Below are 16122 nucleotides of genomic sequence, written 5' to 3'. Positions count from 1 at the left end.
ACGAATAGTTATGTATACAACAAAAAAGGGGTGTTTTGGATGTATGAAACAATTCGTGTCGAAAAGCTAGAGCGTAAAGTGATTGTGTCACTGAATCGACCAGATGCTGTGAATGCGATGAATCCACAAATGATTGAGGAACTTGCGCATTGCTTTGAAAATTTAAAAGAGGATACAACATTACAGCTACTAGTGTTACGCGGAGAAGGTCGCGTCTTTTCGGCAGGTGGCGATATACGTGCGATGGCAGGTGGCAATGAAGAGCTGATTTCACCAGATATTATGAATACGGTGAAGCGATTAGTGCTAGCCTTTTATGACTTACCCATGATTACAGTCGGTGTCGTTCACGGAGCGGCAGCAGGGCTTGGTTATTCATTAGCGCTATCATGTGATATTGTCATTGCAGAACAGTCATCGAAGCTGGCAATGAATTTTATCGGTATTGGTTTAATTCCAGACGGTGGTGGACATTTCTTTATGAAGCAACGTGTAGGCCCTGTGAAAGCGAAACAAATGATTTGGCAGGGAGAAATGTTAAATGGGGAACAAGCACTTGCACTTGGCTTAATTGATTACAATGTCGAAGATGGCACGGCTGATGCTGCTGCGGATCAAGTCATTGGCAAATTTTTAGGTGCACCAATTTTAGCGATGATTGCATCGAAAAAAATACTACATGATGCAACGCGAGCAGAATTAGAGCAAGTATTAGATGCAGAGGCGGCAGGGCAAATGCGCATGCGTCAAACGAAAGACCATGAAGAAGGGTTACGTGCATTTTTAGGAAAGCGTGCACCGCATTTTTTAGGAAACTAAATGGAAGATGCTCGGACAGGAGTGAATTCCCCATCTTATTTTGGACTGAAATTTGGATACGTCATCGAACGACGAGTGGACTGCTAGCCTTACTGAAAGAATTGGCTGCTTGAGAGTAGGTGACGACGAAAGCAGAAAAATGAGATTGGGACAGAACCCTATTTCTGATGAAAATAAGTGTGTTGAGATGACAAGAATTTGCTGGTGCGTCCCGACACAAGCGGCGACTTCAGCAGGAAAAGCAATGTTTTTCTGCGACGAGGTACCGCAGGAGCATGCACTTTTAAAAGAGGAACATCTGCCAAAAACGCCACGTCCTGTGGCAAGGCAGATGTGACAAACATCGTGTTTGCCTCAAGCCATGCCTGCGAAACGCGTCCGCTATGTGGAGTAGCACCAAAAGCAAAGAAATATCCTTCAGCAGTTGTCGTTGCTGAAGGATATTTCTTGTTGTCCCAATCTGCTTTTCATGTATACAATTAAACGTGGAATAAAATAAGCTTTCCGGCGTTGTTTACAAGGCGGTGTGTTTTTTCAGCAACGCCTTTTTCTTCGATTTGACGTTGACCTTCTGATTTAGCAACTGCATCATTTTCAAATTCCCATGTTTCATCGAATAACGTTTCCCCTGTTTTTTCAAATGCTGTGAATCGATAATTTTGCATTATGTATACCCCCTTCATTTGAATATATTATTATTATACATTGTCTAGTCAGATAATTCACAAAATATGTTGATGAAATAGAAAAAATATTGCGCCAAGCAATAAAGTAATGTTTTTTAATACATTCGTTGCATGTTAAAGGTTATTCAGAGATTTTAAAGAGAATTTTTAAAGTGACAATGGTACAATTGAAAGGAAGTAGTCATAATGAACGAAAGAGGTGAATGGTGTTGAGAGGCATCACAACATTACAACCGGGTGAAGCGGTTGACCATACATTATTTATTAAACAATCAACAAAAGGTGTAACGACAGTTGGAAAGCCATTTATGACGTTGATTTTACAAGATAAAAGCGGCGATATCGAAGCGAAATTATGGGATACAAATGAAGAACACGAGCAAAAATATGCGGCTGAAACGATTGTTCATGTCGGTGGAGAAATTCACGAATATCGTGGGAAAAACCAATTACGCATTAAAACAATTCGTGTAGTTGGCCCTGAAGAAGGTATTAGCATTACGGATTTAGTACCGTCGTCAGCTGTGCCGAAAGAAGAGTTATATGATGAGTTAACACAATTTTTCTTTGAAATTAAAAACCCGAATATATCACGTATTACACGCTATATTATGAAGGAATTTAAAGAGGATATTTTAGTGTTCCCAGCGGCAACGAAAAATCATCATGATTATGTATCCGGTTTACTGGACCACATGGTGTCGATGCTACGTTTAGGGAAAGCAATCGGTGATTTATACCCAACATTAAATCGTGATTTACTGTATGCGGGCATTATGTTACATGATATCGGGAAAGTGCGCGAGCTGTCTGGACCGATTGCGACGACATATACAGTAGAAGGTAATTTATTAGGGCATATTACCATTATGGTAACAGAAATTGCAAAAGCAGCAGATGCATTAAAAATTGAAGGAGAAGAAGTATTACTACTTCAACATTTAGTGTTATCACATCACGGGCAAGAAGAGTGGGGCAGTCCGAAACGTCCGATGATTCAAGAAGCGGAAATTTTACATTATATTGATAATATTGATGCGAAGATGAATATGTTCAATCGTGTGTTATCAAAAACGCAACCAGGTCAATTTACAGAGCGTGTATTTGCGTTAGATAATCGCGCGTTTTACAAACCAACGATTGATTAATCAACAAAGAGCGTGAAACAACAAGAGGCTGAGACAAAACAAAGTGTTAGGAGAAATCTCATCATTTCTCCTAACACTTTTCTGCTTTCGTCGTCGTAAATTTTCGAGCAGGCTTTTCTGCGGTACGGAGGCAAACACGAAGTTTGTCACATCTGCTTTGCCACACGATGTGGCGTTCTTTGCAGATGACGCCTATAGTCTCTCGCTCGTACTGTTCCGCTAGAAGTCCGCTCTTCATTTAACGACGACGTATCAATATTTATCATCAAACATCGTTGGGATTGATTTGAATTACCCTTCTGTCCCAGCCTCATGCCATATCGTAAATATATTCTGTAGGCATGGCTTGGGGCAAACACGCAACTTAGCATGCAAAATCAGGTAAATATAAATGAAACTATCGCTATCGTTTCAATATTTTCATTTTGTCTTACATTCTTGGACATTTTATTGATACGTATACTGTGACGTTTCGCAGAGCTTTTTCATAACTAGCTTATTCTTCATTCTCAGCTTTTTCAGCAGGTTGTGTATATTTTTCAAAAATATGTTGAAGATCAGGGTGCTCAATTGTCACCTCTGACTGTTCTAACAAATCTGCCATAAGTGTATCGAAGTCTTGTCCAGAAGCGGTAACAGCTTTATCACGTAATAAACTGAAATAAATATTCGCACGTAATGATTCCTCTGTTAAACCATTTGCTTCAATCGTTTCAGCAAATGTATCCCCGTAAGATTCTTTCAACGTTTCAAATTCGGTCGTTACTTCCTCTTCTGACACGCTGTATTTCTCTTCAAGTAGCTGTTGTGTAATGATTTGTTCTAACATTGAAGGACCTGCAATTTCTAGCATTTCTTCATAAAATTGTTGTTGCGTTAAATCTCCTAATGTTGATGAGACAATAATGTCATCATTTGTATTGGAGCAAGCAGTTAGTAATAATGTTGTACTCAATAAAGTACCGAGCCAAAAACGTTTCATCATTCGTCATCCCTTCTTCATAGAAAGAAAAAACAAACGACACAAGCCATTGAGACATGTTCGTTTGCTTTACTGTTTTATAGTGCAATCCATACTTCGATGTAAAACGACACTAGTAAAATGGTGATTAGTATATTAATCGTTCTAAAAATTTTCGTTTGGTTTTCTTCGGCAATTTCGCGACGCACACAAAGCGCATATGTGAGGCGATTAATTTGGAATAAATAAAACACTGAGAATAGAACTACAATTGCAAGAAGCAAATCTATTCCTCCCCTCTATTACTTGGATATAAGCATAACAAAATACTACGCCAAAAAACAAGCTATACACTTCTAGGTTACTGTTAAAGTGGCACTAAAATTTCATAGCCACGCGGTGTCTCTTCAATCATCGCATTTACAGGGGAAATGAGCAAATGTTTTACATAAATATAATCAAAAGCACATAGTAGGGAGTGCACACCGATTAAAATTGTAGCAAAGTGCGTGATAGTCGGTAAAAAAATCGCAATGAGCAATAGCGCTGTGTTGATGATGAAAAATGGACAAAGTAATGAAAAGATATACAGGTTTTTTCGAATAGGTTCTCTTACACGCATATGAATCGTGCGAATACCAAATAGCTTTCTTCGAATCCGAAATGAAATTTGGTGTCGATAACGATAGAGCGGTAAAAAATGCAATAGCTTATGCAACGGATAAATAAAGACCAGTGCAATACAAAACGCCCAAAAATAATCATCATTATAAATTTCGTGATTAAATAAATTTAATAGCGCATAGCTAAACGAAAAGGCAAGTACACTATGAATGATCGCAATCGCATACATTTTGCGCATACCATATTGTCGCTCGATATTTAAAATTTTCCAGCAATGCATACAATCCCTCCAATTCGTACGGAACAAAGGCTATGTTACAAGCATGCGCTTGTAACATAGCCGAAAAAGCGTAAACAATGTTGTTTACAGTATATAATGTTCAACGTAAATTTGCGAATTGTCGCGTGCGCATTATTTTTTTAGCAATGATTCTGCCAGTGGTTCGTCCAATGAGCTGCTAAAATTTTGGAATGAGCGTTCAAAAATATCGATAAAATCTTCGCCGTACACATTGCGAATGACAGCCATAACATCTAAAAACTCAGGGAAGCGTCCATATAAATCACGTAACGGTAAAGAGCCTTCTAAAATGGCATGTGACGTTTGGTGATAATTATTGTTCATTTCTAAAATAAGCGTAGTGCCAGCCTCTGTGAGTTCAACGTATGTATTACGTTTATCATCATCGCGTTTAGAAAATGTTAAATAGCCACGTTCTTCAAGTTTTTTAGAGAAGTTAAACGCTGTTGAAACGTGCATAACACCAAATTTGGCAACGTCAGAAATAGACGCGCCTTTTAAATGATAGGAAATCCATAAAATATGATGTTCATTAATATTTAAATCATACGGTTTAATCCATTGCTGCCAATCTTTTTCAACGGCTTTCCACAGCGCTTTTGAGAGCTGTGCTACGCGTTGACTATAAAGCATTGCTTCTTTCGTCGTGTATAATTCTTCTGCCAATCCAATCACCTGCTTTTTTCTATTTTAGGGGTCTATCGTTTTTAAACATTATAGCAATAAAAGAAAAAAGTTTAAAGTTAGAAAAGTGAAAAAATTAAGCGGTGTGTATAAAAATAATTAAATGGTTATAAATAAACAATTTTGTGAAAAAAAGAGCAAGCCATACTCTTAAAATTAAGAGGTAGGCTCGCTCGTTTTTTTCTTATCTTTCTTGAAATCCTCTAAATGTTGTTGCATTTCTTGTGCCGTTTGTTGCATTGCGCCAACATGTTGCTGTAAGTTTGCGACAACTGGTTTAATTTCTGTTGTGAAAGTTGTGACTGACGTTTTTATGTCATTTACTATACCTGGAATATTATTTTTCGTAACAGCTGTTAAATCCGTAACCGATTGTTTTAATGTCGTTGTATGCACTTTTACATCATCTGTTTTCGCTTTAATTCCTTGAGCAGTCATTTTTAGTGAAGAGCGAACTTCCGCACCTGACTTCGGCGTATTCACGAGCGTTGCGAGAAATCCACTAGCTAAGCCAATTGCTATACCTTGTGCTACACGTTTCATATTCATATTGACGATGCCTCCCTTTAACGTATGTATATCCGTCTGTACTATTATTAAACCATTGTCACGAAAAGAATACCACCTTCTGCAAACGCAGAAAGTGGTATCTTTTGTGAGTACTACACTGGCCTTTAGTTTAACGCTGTTTCAAAATTCGAGCGCTTCACTAAATTGATAACAATCGGGTAAATTAGGAAAAAGGCGATTGCATTAATTGCCATAGCCGGAATGACAACAAGAATGAACATTTCTGTAAATAAGCCGTCAAACCCTGTCACTAAAATCGCTGCACCAAGGAAAATAGCGCCTGAAATGGCTGTGCCTACAGCCGTTAGCGCAATGCCACCAGCTACTTTACGTGCAAACTTTTGCAATAAAAGTACTGCTGCTAAAAATAAAAAGCCCGTGACAAATTTATCGATAATATTTGGCACGAATCCTGCTGGGAATGTCGTGAATAAACCAGAAAGCACACCTGTTGTTAATGATAGTAGGAATGTATCACGCACATTTGTGAATAATAAAATTCCAATAAACATCATCGTTAACATGAAATCCGGTTTCATGCCATTAATCGGTGGCATAAATAAATACAACGCTGTTCCAACCCCAATTAGCATCGCCATTAAAACTAAATTTTTTGTACTCATACTCTTCTCTCCTCTTGCTGCTCTCAGCTCTCTTTTCATTCTCCTATTGTGCACTCATTGCCAATAGCGAGAACTTATATTGATTGTACACATCACTTACACACTTTTCAATGACTGTTCACCGTCTATTTTAATCAACAGCGACAATAATAATATGACTTTTGTTGGATATATGTACGAGGTCTTAAATGTCTTCCTAACATAGCTGTGTGAACATTAAATGTGTTTTTTCGAATATTTTCAGTTGTTTTTGTAGAAGAATTATAATTGTTTCAATAAATAAAATATTTGTAAAATTGAATTATGTGCTTTAATATAATGTTTATATACAAAAATGTGCATAAAAAAGTCGCTAGGAGGGGTGTTATGGAGGAACGTAAAAAATTGCTCGATATACGAGAGTTGGAGACGACTTTTTTTGCGGATGATGGGGCCGTTGTAGCTGTCGACCGAATTAGTTTTCACGTATATGAAGGAGAGATTTTAGGGATTGTTGGTGAATCAGGATGCGGCAAGAGTGTCACATCGTTATCGATTATGGGGCTTGTGCCAAGTCCACCTGGAAAAATTACACACGGAGAAATATTGCTCGATAATATTGATTTGGCTAAAAAGACGGATAAGCAAATGCGTCAAATTCGTGGAAAAGAAGTAGCGATGATTTTCCAAGAGCCGATGACGTCATTAAACCCGTTATATACGATCGGCAATCAAATTTCAGAAGCGATTAAATTACACAATAAATCGTGGTCAAAAAAAGATATACATAAACGAGCAGTAGAAATTTTAAAGCTAGTCGGCTTGCCACGGGCGGAGGAGTTAATGCGTGATTACCCACATCAATTATCAGGTGGGATGCGGCAACGTGTCATGATTGCAATGGCGCTTGTATGTGACCCGAAAGTGCTGATTGCCGATGAGCCAACGACGGCTTTAGATGTAACGATTCAAGCACAAATTTTAACGCTTATGAAAGATTTAAATACACGCTTAAACACAGCAGTACTGCTGATTACACATGATTTAGGCGTTGTGGCCGAAACATGTGAGCGTGTTGTCGTCATGTATGCAGGGCAAATTGTCGAGCAAGCATCTGTTCGCGATATTTTTAAAAATCCACAGCACCCGTATACGCAAGGTTTAATTCAGTCTGTGCCTGATATGCGCTTTAAAAAAGACACATTGTACTCGATTCCAGGCAATGTACCGAAACCAGGTTCTGTTACACAAGGTTGTCGTTTTGCGGCGCGTTGTGAATTTGTGCATGAACGTTGTTTGCAGGAAAATCCGACGTTATATGTAGCAGGGGAACATCATGAAGCTCGATGCTTTTTAGTAGAACAGAAAGCAGGTGTCGTGTCATGAGTGACGTGTTATTACAAGTAGATGGTTTGAAAAAATATTTCCCGATTAAAAAGGGGATTTTTGCGCGCGAAGTCGGGCAAGTCAAAGCAGTCGATGATATTTCATTTCATGTATATGAAGGAGAAACGCTCGGCATTGTTGGTGAGTCAGGCTGTGGCAAGTCGACAACTGGCAGAATGCTGATGCGCTTAATTGAACCGACAGAAGGGCAAGTCATGTTCAATGGCAAAAATTTAACGAGTTTGTCCGCTGAAGAGATGCGCCAAGCAAGACGCGATATTCAAATGGTGTTTCAAGACCCGTATGCGTCACTTAACCCACGACACACAGTGGCACAAATTTTAGAAGAGCCACTCATTGTGCATCAAATTGGCACAAAAGCAGAGCGGCGTAAAAAAGTGATTGAACTGCTACAGATTGTTGGTTTGAGCGAATACCATGCGAATCGTTATCCGCATCAATTTAGTGGAGGGCAACGACAGCGTATCGGCATTGCGCGAGCATTAATGACGAATCCGAAGCTGATTATTGCGGATGAGCCGGTATCTGCATTAGACGTGTCGATTCAAGCACAAGTACTCAATTTAATGCAAAAGCTACAGCAAGAGCTGAAGCTTACATATATTTTTATTGCGCATGATTTAGGCGTTGTGCGTCATATTAGTGACCGTGTTGGCGTGATGTATTTAGGGAAGATGGTCGAGCTTGCGACAAGTGAATCTTTATATGAGGAGCCACTTCACCCGTATACACAAGCCTTGCTTGCAGCGGTGCCAGTGCCAGACCCTGATTTTGTGAAAGAGACAAAGGTATTACAAGGGGATATTCCAAGCCCGTCCAATCCACCAAGTGGTTGTACATTCCATACGCGTTGCCCATTTGCAAAAGATGCGTGTAGGGAGCTTGTTCCAGCATTACAAGAAGTACGTCCAGGTCATTCTGTTGCCTGCCATCTATATGATGATGCAGTCACAATGATATAAATGAAAAGGGGAGGTTGTTTGGATGAAAAAACAATCATGGTACATGTTGTTATTACTCGTTGTGTTATCAGTATTCCTTGTTGCATGTAATAGCAGCGACGAAGGTACAGATTCGAACGAGGGGACAGAAGATACTGACACAACAACAGATGAAGGTTCAGAAGGTACAACAGATGAAGGCGCTACAGGCGGCGTACTTGTATATGGCCGTGGTGGCGATACCGTAGCACTTGACCCAGCAATCGTAACAGATGGTGAGTCATTCCGTGTAACGGAAAATGTGTATGATACGTTATTAACATTTGGTGAACAAGATACAACGGTTCAACCAAGCTTAGCGAAAGAGTGGACGGTAAGTGAAGATGGCTTAACGTATACATTTATGTTAGAAGAAGGCGTAACGTTCCATGATGGGACAACGTTTAACGCTGATGCGGTTGTACAAAACTTTGAGCGTTGGGCTGCAGGTTCAGCAGAGCAGTTCTACTACTATAACTCAATGTTCATGTCTGAAGGTGAAAGTGTTATCGCAAGCGTAGAAGCACAAGATGATACAACAGTCGTGTTTACATTAACACGTCCACAAGCACCATTCTTAAAAAATATTGCGATGAGTCCGTTTGCGATTGCATCTCCAGCGGCATTTGACCAATTAGAAGATAATCCAGTGGGAACAGGGCCATTCAAGTTTGTAGAATGGAAGCGTAATGACTCGATTACATTGGAGAAAAACACAGCGTTTTGGAAAGATGGTTTACCGAAACTTGACCGTGTCATTTTCCGTGCGATTCCAGATAACTCAGCGCGTTTAAATGCATTAACAACAGGTGAAATTGATATTGCAGATGGTATTAACCCATCAGATGCAACATCTATCCAATCAAACAGCGAGCTTCAATTAATCGAACGCCCATCTATGAATATTGGTTACTTAGGTTTAACAAATAACCGTGCGCCATTTGATGATGTGAAAGTTCGCCAAGCTGTGAACCATGCAATTGATAAGCAAACGATCATTGATGCATTCTTCCAAGGATATGCAGAGCCAGCAGTAAACCCAATGCCATCAACAATTAGTGGCTATAATGAAGAAATTACAGGTTATGAATATGACCCAGAAAAAGCAAAAGCATTACTTGCAGAGGCTGGTTATAATGGCGAAGAATTTGAGCTATGGGCAATGCCGGTACCACGTCCGTACATGCCAGACGGTCAAAAGGTAGCAGAAGCGATTCAGAAAAACCTTGAAGATGTTGGCATGAAAGCAAAAATTGTGACGTATGAGTGGGCAACATATTTAGAAAAAGCAAAAAATGGTGAAGCGGATGCGTTCTTACTTGGTTGGACAGGTGATAACGGAGATGCGGATAACTTCTTATACACGTTACTTGATAAAGATAATATCGGCTCAAACAACTACGCATACTATTCAAGTGATGAAGCGCATACTTTATTAGTACAAGCGCAATCAGAGGTTGATGAAGATAAGCGTAACGAGCTATATAAACAAGCGCAAGTTATTATTCACGAAGATGCGCCGTGGGTTCCATTAGCGCACTCAACACCGTTAATCGCGGCAAAATCAACTGTTCAGGATTACTTACCACATCCAACAGGTTCAGAAGCGTTAACGAATGTCTCAGTAAAGTAAAACAGCATAGCAAGAAGCTGCTTCATAGGGAAACTTATAAAGCAGCTTTTTTTAAGCACAATGAGAGGGGTGAGCGGTATGCTTCAATATATCGGAAAGCGTTTATTGCATTTAATACCTGTGTTATTAGGCATGACCTTTATTGTTTTTATGATTATTCGATTGATTCCGGGGGACCCCGCACAAGTTATTTTAGGACAACAAGCAACGGCTGAAGCGATTGCGGCATTAAACGAAAAGCTGGGCTTAAACGAGCCGTGGTACATACAATATTTTAATTATTTAGGTGGTCTATTAACACTTGATTTAGGAGAGTCCCTACGAACAGGTGTTGAAATTTCAAAAGAGGTATGGCCGTATTTAGCAGCGACAATGGAGCTAGGACTATTCGCGATGTTTTTAGCAGTTTTAATCGGCATGAATGCAGGGATTATTTCTGCCTGGTTCCAAAACTCATTTTTTGACTATGCGGCGATGATTATCGCCCTCATTGGTGTATCGATGCCCATTTTCTGGCTCGGTTTAATGGAGCAGTGGATTTTTAGTATCGAGCTTGGTTGGCTGCCAACATCAGGTCGTGAAGATGTACGTGACCCTGTGTCGCCCATTACGCATTTGTATTTAATTGATACATTATTAAATGGCCGTTTTGACCAATTTATTACGGTCGTGAAGCATTTAATTTTACCAGGCTTTGCATTAGCGACAATTCCAATGGCGATTATTGCACGTATGACACGTTCGTCGATGCTTGAAGTAATGCGCTCGGATTATATTCGTACAGCGCGCGCAAAAGGGCAAAAGATGTCGATTGTTATTTATAAGCATGCACTAAAAAATGCATTAATTCCGGTATTAACAATTATCGGTTTACAAACAGGGATGCTATTAGGTGGTGCGATTTTAACGGAAACAATCTTTAGTTGGCCGGGCATTGGACGTTATATTTACGAAGCGATTGGCTTCCGTGACTATCCAGTGATTCAATCTGGTATTTTAATTGTGGCGTTTATGTTTATTATGATTAATTTACTGGTCGACATTGTGTACACGCTTGTTGATAAGCGCATTAAATATGATTAAGGGGGGCGACAGAGATGGTACAAGTGACAACAGAGCCTGTAATGGAAAAAGAAGTAGGTCCTTGGAAAGAAGGCTGGCGCCGCTTCCGAAAAAATAAAATTGCGCTAGTTGGAGCAGCGATTGTGGCATTCGTCGTATTTTTAGCGCTGTTTGGTCCGTTTATCGCACCACAAGGCGTCAACGAGCAAGATTTAACGAAGCGTTTATTACCGCCTTCAGGTGAGCATTGGTTAGGGACGGATGATTTTGGGCGTGATATTTTCTCGCGTATTATTTTAGGGGCGCGTATTTCGATAGCAGTCGGCTTTTTCTCCGTTATTATTTCCATTGTCGTCGGTACATTTTTAGGTGTCGTGGCAGGATATTACGGTGGCTGGTTAGATACAATCATTTCACGTATTTTCGATATTTTACTTGCTTTCCCGAGTATTTTATTAGCGATTGCGATTGTTTCGATTTTAGGACCGTCGCTACAAAATGCGCTAATTGCAATTGCCATCATTAATATTCCAAACTTCGGGCGGCTTGTGCGCTCTAAAGTACTGAGTATAAAACAAGAAGAATATATTATGGCAGCAAAGGCAATTGGCATGAAAAATAATCGGATTTTATGGCGACATATTTTACCGAACTCGATGACGCCAGTAATTGTTCAAGGAACGCTTGCGATTGCGACAGCGATTATTGAAGCGGCTGCACTTGGCTTCTTAGGTTTAGGAGCGCAAATCCCGACGCCAGAGTGGGGCAAGATGCTCGCAGATGCGCGTATTTATTTGCTCAATGCTCCGTGGACGATTGTGTTCCCAGGTTTAGCAATTATGATAACGGTACTTGGCTTTAACTTAATGGGTGATGGTTTACGAGATGCGCTTGACCCGAAAATGAAAAACTAAAAAACTACGGTGCTATAACGGCGCCGTAGTTTTTTATTATGCAAGTTGTTCTTTAATTTGTGCCGCTAATTGCTGCATTTCTTCTGGTGTGAATAGTCCAGGCTGTGCGCCCCAAGAAACTTGTAAGCCGTCTTGCTCGTCGTAACGAGGGATGAAATGTAAATGGTAGTGGAATACAGTTTGACCTGCAAATGCACCGTTATTATTCACGGTATTCATACCTTGTGGGTTAAATGCAGCCTTTAATGCGTTTGCCACTTTTGGTGCAGCCGCGTATAAATTACGCGCAACCTCTTCAGGCATTTCAAATAAATCGGCTACGTGCTGTTTCGGGATCAGTAGTGTATGTCCCTTTGTTAATGGGGCGATATCCATAAACGCAAATACGTGTTCATCTTCGTACACCTTTACGCTTGGAATATCACCGTTAATGATTTTACAAAAAATGCAATCGCTCATGAAATGTCCCTCCATTTACAAGAATATACGTTTATTGTAACACCGAACGATGTATGAATGAACATTTTTTGGTACACTAAAGAATAGATTGGAGTTGGAATTATGACAGTGTTACAAGTAAAAAATGTCACAGGCGGCTATACGCGTAAGCCTGTTATTCAAGAGTTATCATTTGATATTCAAAAAGGCGAATTAGTCGGTTTAATCGGCTTAAACGGTGCAGGGAAAAGTACAACCATTAAACATATTATTGGGACACTGCTCGCGCAAAGTGGCGAAATTCGCTTAAACGGCGTGACGATGAGCGAGGATATGAACACGTATCGTTCAAGCTTTTCGTACATTCCAGAAACACCTGTACTTTATGAGGAATTAACATTAAAAGAGCATTTAGAGCTAACAGCGATGGCATATGGTTTAGATGAACAAACATTACAGCAGCGCCAAGCAGCGTTACTAAAAGAATTTCGTATGGAAAAGCGTCTTAACTGGTTCCCGTCGCACTTCTCAAAAGGGATGCGTCAAAAAGTCATGATTATGAGTGCCTTTTTAGTGAACCCTGCGCTGTATATTATTGATGAGCCGTTTGTTGGTCTTGATCCACTCGGCATTCAATCACTGCTTGACCAAATGCATGCACGTAAAAAGGAAGGCGCTGCCATTTTAATGTCAACGCATATTTTATCGACAGCTGAAAAGTATTGTGACCGCATTATTTTATTACATGAAGGGCGTGTCCGTGCACAAGGAACGATGAAAGATTTACGCAAAGCGTTCAATATGCCAACTGCAACATTAGATGATTTATATATTGCGATGACGAAGGAGCAGGACGCCAATGAATAATCTACACGATTTATGGGCGAAGCGTTTTGCACATTATATGAGTGAAGTGCAAAAGTATATGCGCTTTATTTTTAGTGGGCATATCGCAATTGTGCTTGTATTTTTAGTTGGGGCAGGTGGCTATTATTATAGCGAATGGCTGAAAACAGCACCGAGTGATTTTCCGACTGCCTATATTGTTGCGGCGGTGTTAGCGGTGGTATTAGCGTTCAGTAAACCGATTACATTATTACGTGAACCTGACCAAGTATATTTATTACCGCTTGAGTCGCATATGCCACTATTTTTTAAACAGGCACTGCGCTTTACATTCTTTTCAAAAATAATCACGGTGATTGTGCCGTATATTGTGATGATTCCTTTGTTAAATGCGACAACAGATTTAGCCTCACAAACGATTTGGGTGATTGCTGCAATCCTTATTGTGTTACGTTGGGTCAATGTACAAGGGGAGTTTGCGTATCGTTATGCCAATCGTGGGGCGAATATTTGGTTAGATTATTTAGTGCGCGGTGTTATTTCTGCGTTAGCAATTTACCACTTTGTATTAAATGATTTAGTGTTCGGCTTATTATTTATGGCGTTATTATTTGTGTATGTAACGATGCTCGCTGGAAAAGTGAAAGCACAACCAGTACCGTATGAGCACTTCGTAAAGCTTGAACAAAACCGCATGATGAGCTTTTATCGCTTTGCAAACTACTTTACCGATGTGCCACATTTACGTGGTTCGGTGCGCCGACGTGGCTATTTAAACTTCTTTTATCGCTTAGCAAAATACGGCAAGCAACAAACATATGTGTATTTAGTGTTACGTACATTTATTCGTACGGATGACCATTTTTACTTATGGGTACGCCTAACAGCGATTGCGGCATTACTGGCAGCACTCGTTGATTTACCGTGGGCAGCATTTGTCATTGTTGGCGTGTTATCATTTGCGACAACGTATCAATTGAAAGTGGCGTTATTGTCATCGCATGAATTCCGTATGGACCAGCTATTCCCAGTGCCCGAACAATTACGTGAGCAAGCGGTACGCAAAGTACTCTACGTGTTTATGACCATTCAAGCATTCATTGTCGCAGTATGTGCATTATTTGTGTCACCACATATTTATATGTATATGGTGATCGTGATTGCGGTAGCCGTTATCACAGAGCGCATGACGAAAAAGCCACGTGAGATTTAATAGGCGTGTGTCGTGACAAATATAAAAATATACAGGTATACTACATTTACTATGTGAAAAAGTGAGTGAACAACATGACAAATATTGAAGGGAAACCCGCAGCGCGTAAAAAGGTAAACTGTACAAATTGCCAAACACCGATGACGGTTGACTTTAACACCGCTGAATTTTCTCGATTAATGAAAGTTGTAGGGCGTCAAAAAGTAGAAGAGCGTTCATTTTATGAAAAATGTCCGCAGTGTGGGGCGCGCAATATTGTAACAAGCCAAAACCCAGTTGAATGGGGAGACCGAAAAGTCCCAAGCTTTGGCGCGATTTTAGTGACAGGCTTTTTATCGGTTGTCATGATTGTTGGAGGCTTAGGTGTATTAGGCTTCTTTGCATGGCAAGGGATTAAAACATTATTTGGATGGATTTAATAAAAGCGATGCCATTGTAAATTTTTACAATAGCATCGCTTTTTTTACATGTTATTAAAACTGTCCTAGCATATATGCTGTAATGTTGGTTGTGAGGTGATGGATATGGAGGAAAGACATATGGAGCTTGCCACATTAATTGAGCAGTATTACGACCATATTGAACAGTTACAACATACCGTCGAAGTTTTACAGCAACAATTAGCACAACTCCCAGAGCAAATTGGCTACTACGATTCTTTGCAAAATGATTTATTGCATGAGTTAGAACTAATGCCACTCGATGCGATTAAAGGAACGAAGCTATTAAAGCAGTTAAAGCATGTCCGCAAAGAGCGGCGCCTCTACAAAAATATTTATGCATTTGAACAGCAAGAAGCCGAGCATTTACGTTTTATTCAGCAGTGGAAGGTGACGCCATCACCGCTGCATACGCCAAAAATTTATACGTATCGCACAGTTGAAGGTTATCAGTTCCACCAGTCGCTCAATATTGCAGAGCCGACAACGGTAACAAAACCGCCAAAGCCAAAGGAACGACAGCAAGAAGCGGAGGCACTCGGTTATCATATTGTGCGTCAAAAAAAGCAGTGGCGTTTATATCACCGTGACCGTTTTATTGTGGCGTATAAACAGCTGACATCGATGCACGACTATTTACAGGAACATCGTGTAAAGCTCGATGCAGTTAGTGAGCATGAAGAATTATTTATGCCGTATTTAATTTCATCTTAATCAACTTTATATACAAATTTAAAAAGCCCTCGTCCATGGCACTGACTGTCTTTTTTGAGACAGTAAAAAAACACCTTCTA

The 16122-nt window shown here is 40.0% G+C and carries 19 protein-coding genes; 11 read left to right on the top strand and 8 right to left on the bottom strand.

The annotated features are described in order from the left end of the window. Positions 1 to 39: 39 nt before the first annotated feature. Positions 40 to 819 carry an enoyl-CoA hydratase gene (locus tag A6M13_RS06340; RefSeq protein WP_066543979.1) on the top strand — a complete coding sequence of 260 codons (780 nt, stop codon included), beginning with the start codon at positions 40 to 42 and terminating at the stop codon, positions 817 to 819. A gap of 479 nt (positions 820 to 1298) precedes the next feature. Here A6M13_RS06340 and A6M13_RS06330 read toward each other — a convergent pair whose 3' ends face one another. Next, a complete protein-coding gene (locus A6M13_RS06330) occupies positions 1299 to 1484 on the bottom strand; it encodes a YhzD family protein (RefSeq protein WP_066543976.1) in 186 nt (61 codons plus the stop codon). Between the two features lie 230 nt (positions 1485 to 1714). Between A6M13_RS06330 and yhaM the strand changes: the two genes are divergently transcribed. After that, the gene (yhaM, locus tag A6M13_RS06325; protein WP_066543975.1) at positions 1715 to 2653 is read left to right on the top strand and encodes a 3'-5' exoribonuclease YhaM; all 939 of its coding nucleotides are present in this window, start codon (positions 1715 to 1717) and stop codon (positions 2651 to 2653) included. 496 nt (positions 2654 to 3149) lie between these two features. On the opposite strand, the gene A6M13_RS06320 is transcribed toward yhaM, so the two are convergent. The 6 genes from A6M13_RS06320 to A6M13_RS06295 form a co-directional block, all read right to left on the bottom strand. Continuing rightward, positions 3150 to 3638 carry a peptidylprolyl isomerase gene (locus A6M13_RS06320; RefSeq protein ID WP_066543974.1) on the bottom strand — a complete coding sequence of 163 codons (489 nt, stop codon included), beginning with the start codon at positions 3636 to 3638 and terminating at the stop codon, positions 3150 to 3152. 74 nt (positions 3639 to 3712) lie between these two features. Then, complete coding sequence (locus tag A6M13_RS06315) at positions 3713 to 3898, bottom strand: hypothetical protein (RefSeq protein WP_066543972.1); 186 nt, start codon at positions 3896 to 3898, stop codon at positions 3713 to 3715. Between the two features lie 83 nt (positions 3899 to 3981). Further along, the gene (locus tag A6M13_RS06310) at positions 3982 to 4518 is read right to left on the bottom strand and encodes a DUF3267 domain-containing protein (protein ID WP_066543968.1); all 537 of its coding nucleotides are present in this window, start codon (positions 4516 to 4518) and stop codon (positions 3982 to 3984) included. A 132-nt stretch (positions 4519 to 4650) separates the two neighbouring features. After that, the gene (locus A6M13_RS06305) at positions 4651 to 5211 is read right to left on the bottom strand and encodes an HTH-type transcriptional regulator Hpr (RefSeq protein ID WP_211270298.1); all 561 of its coding nucleotides are present in this window, start codon (positions 5209 to 5211) and stop codon (positions 4651 to 4653) included. 168 nt (positions 5212 to 5379) lie between these two features. After that, on the bottom strand, positions 5380 to 5772 hold the full coding sequence (locus tag A6M13_RS06300; protein ID WP_066543964.1) for a YtxH domain-containing protein: 393 nt from the start codon (positions 5770 to 5772) through the stop codon (positions 5380 to 5382). A 125-nt stretch (positions 5773 to 5897) separates the two neighbouring features. Next, positions 5898 to 6416 carry a tryptophan transporter gene (locus A6M13_RS06295; protein WP_066543961.1) on the bottom strand — a complete coding sequence of 173 codons (519 nt, stop codon included), beginning with the start codon at positions 6414 to 6416 and terminating at the stop codon, positions 5898 to 5900. A gap of 366 nt (positions 6417 to 6782) precedes the next feature. Here A6M13_RS06295 and A6M13_RS06290 point away from each other — a divergent pair, with 366 nt between their 5' ends. The 5 genes from A6M13_RS06290 (at position 6783) to nikC (ending at position 12391) form a co-directional block, all read left to right on the top strand. After that, positions 6783 to 7781, top strand: coding sequence for an ABC transporter ATP-binding protein (locus A6M13_RS06290; protein WP_066543960.1), 999 nt, complete (start codon positions 6783 to 6785; stop codon positions 7779 to 7781). Continuing rightward, complete coding sequence (locus A6M13_RS06285) at positions 7778 to 8764, top strand: ABC transporter ATP-binding protein (protein WP_066543958.1); 987 nt, start codon at positions 7778 to 7780, stop codon at positions 8762 to 8764. The genes A6M13_RS06290 and A6M13_RS06285 overlap by 4 nt, the downstream gene beginning before the upstream one ends. A 22-nt stretch (positions 8765 to 8786) precedes the next feature. Beyond that, on the top strand, positions 8787 to 10415 hold the full coding sequence (locus A6M13_RS06280) for an ABC transporter substrate-binding protein (RefSeq protein ID WP_066543956.1): 1629 nt from the start codon (positions 8787 to 8789) through the stop codon (positions 10413 to 10415). 78 nt (positions 10416 to 10493) lie between these two features. Then, positions 10494 to 11498, top strand: coding sequence for an ABC transporter permease (locus tag A6M13_RS06275; protein ID WP_066543954.1), 1005 nt, complete (start codon positions 10494 to 10496; stop codon positions 11496 to 11498). 14 nt (positions 11499 to 11512) lie between these two features. Next, positions 11513 to 12391, top strand: a complete 879-nt coding sequence (gene nikC / locus A6M13_RS06270; RefSeq protein ID WP_066543952.1) for a nickel transporter permease — start codon at positions 11513 to 11515, stop codon at positions 12389 to 12391. Positions 12392 to 12427: 36 nt separating this feature from the next. Here the strand turns inward: nikC and A6M13_RS06265 are convergent, their stop codons facing one another. Beyond that, entirely contained in the window at positions 12428 to 12850 is a 423-nt protein-coding gene (locus A6M13_RS06265) for an HIT family protein (RefSeq protein ID WP_066543950.1), read from the bottom strand. 102 nt (positions 12851 to 12952) lie between these two features. Here A6M13_RS06265 and A6M13_RS06260 point away from each other — a divergent pair, with 102 nt between their 5' ends. The 4 genes from A6M13_RS06260 to A6M13_RS06245 all read left to right on the top strand — a co-directional run bounded on the left by A6M13_RS06260 (position 12953) and on the right by A6M13_RS06245 (position 16042). Next, positions 12953 to 13696: an ABC transporter ATP-binding protein gene (locus tag A6M13_RS06260; protein WP_066543948.1), complete on the top strand. Its 744-nt coding sequence runs from the start codon at positions 12953 to 12955 to the stop codon at positions 13694 to 13696. After that, entirely contained in the window at positions 13689 to 14888 is a 1200-nt protein-coding gene (locus A6M13_RS06255) for an ABC transporter permease (RefSeq protein WP_066543946.1), read from the top strand. Before A6M13_RS06260 ends, A6M13_RS06255 begins: the two co-directional genes overlap by 8 nt. A gap of 74 nt (positions 14889 to 14962) precedes the next feature. Continuing rightward, entirely contained in the window at positions 14963 to 15307 is a 345-nt protein-coding gene (locus A6M13_RS06250) for a hypothetical protein (RefSeq protein WP_066543942.1), read from the top strand. Positions 15308 to 15412: 105 nt separating this feature from the next. Further along, positions 15413 to 16042, top strand: coding sequence for a hypothetical protein (locus A6M13_RS06245; RefSeq protein WP_141680910.1), 630 nt, complete (start codon positions 15413 to 15415; stop codon positions 16040 to 16042). The last annotated feature ends 80 nt before the right edge of the window (positions 16043 to 16122 follow it).

Origin of the sequence: Caryophanon tenue, assembly GCF_001700315.1 — a bacterium.
Classification (GTDB): Bacteria; Bacillota; Bacilli; order Bacillales_A; family Planococcaceae; genus Caryophanon; species Caryophanon tenue.
The sequence above is the reverse complement of the archived record's forward strand: the minus strand, read 5'-3'. Positions and strand labels throughout refer to the sequence as shown.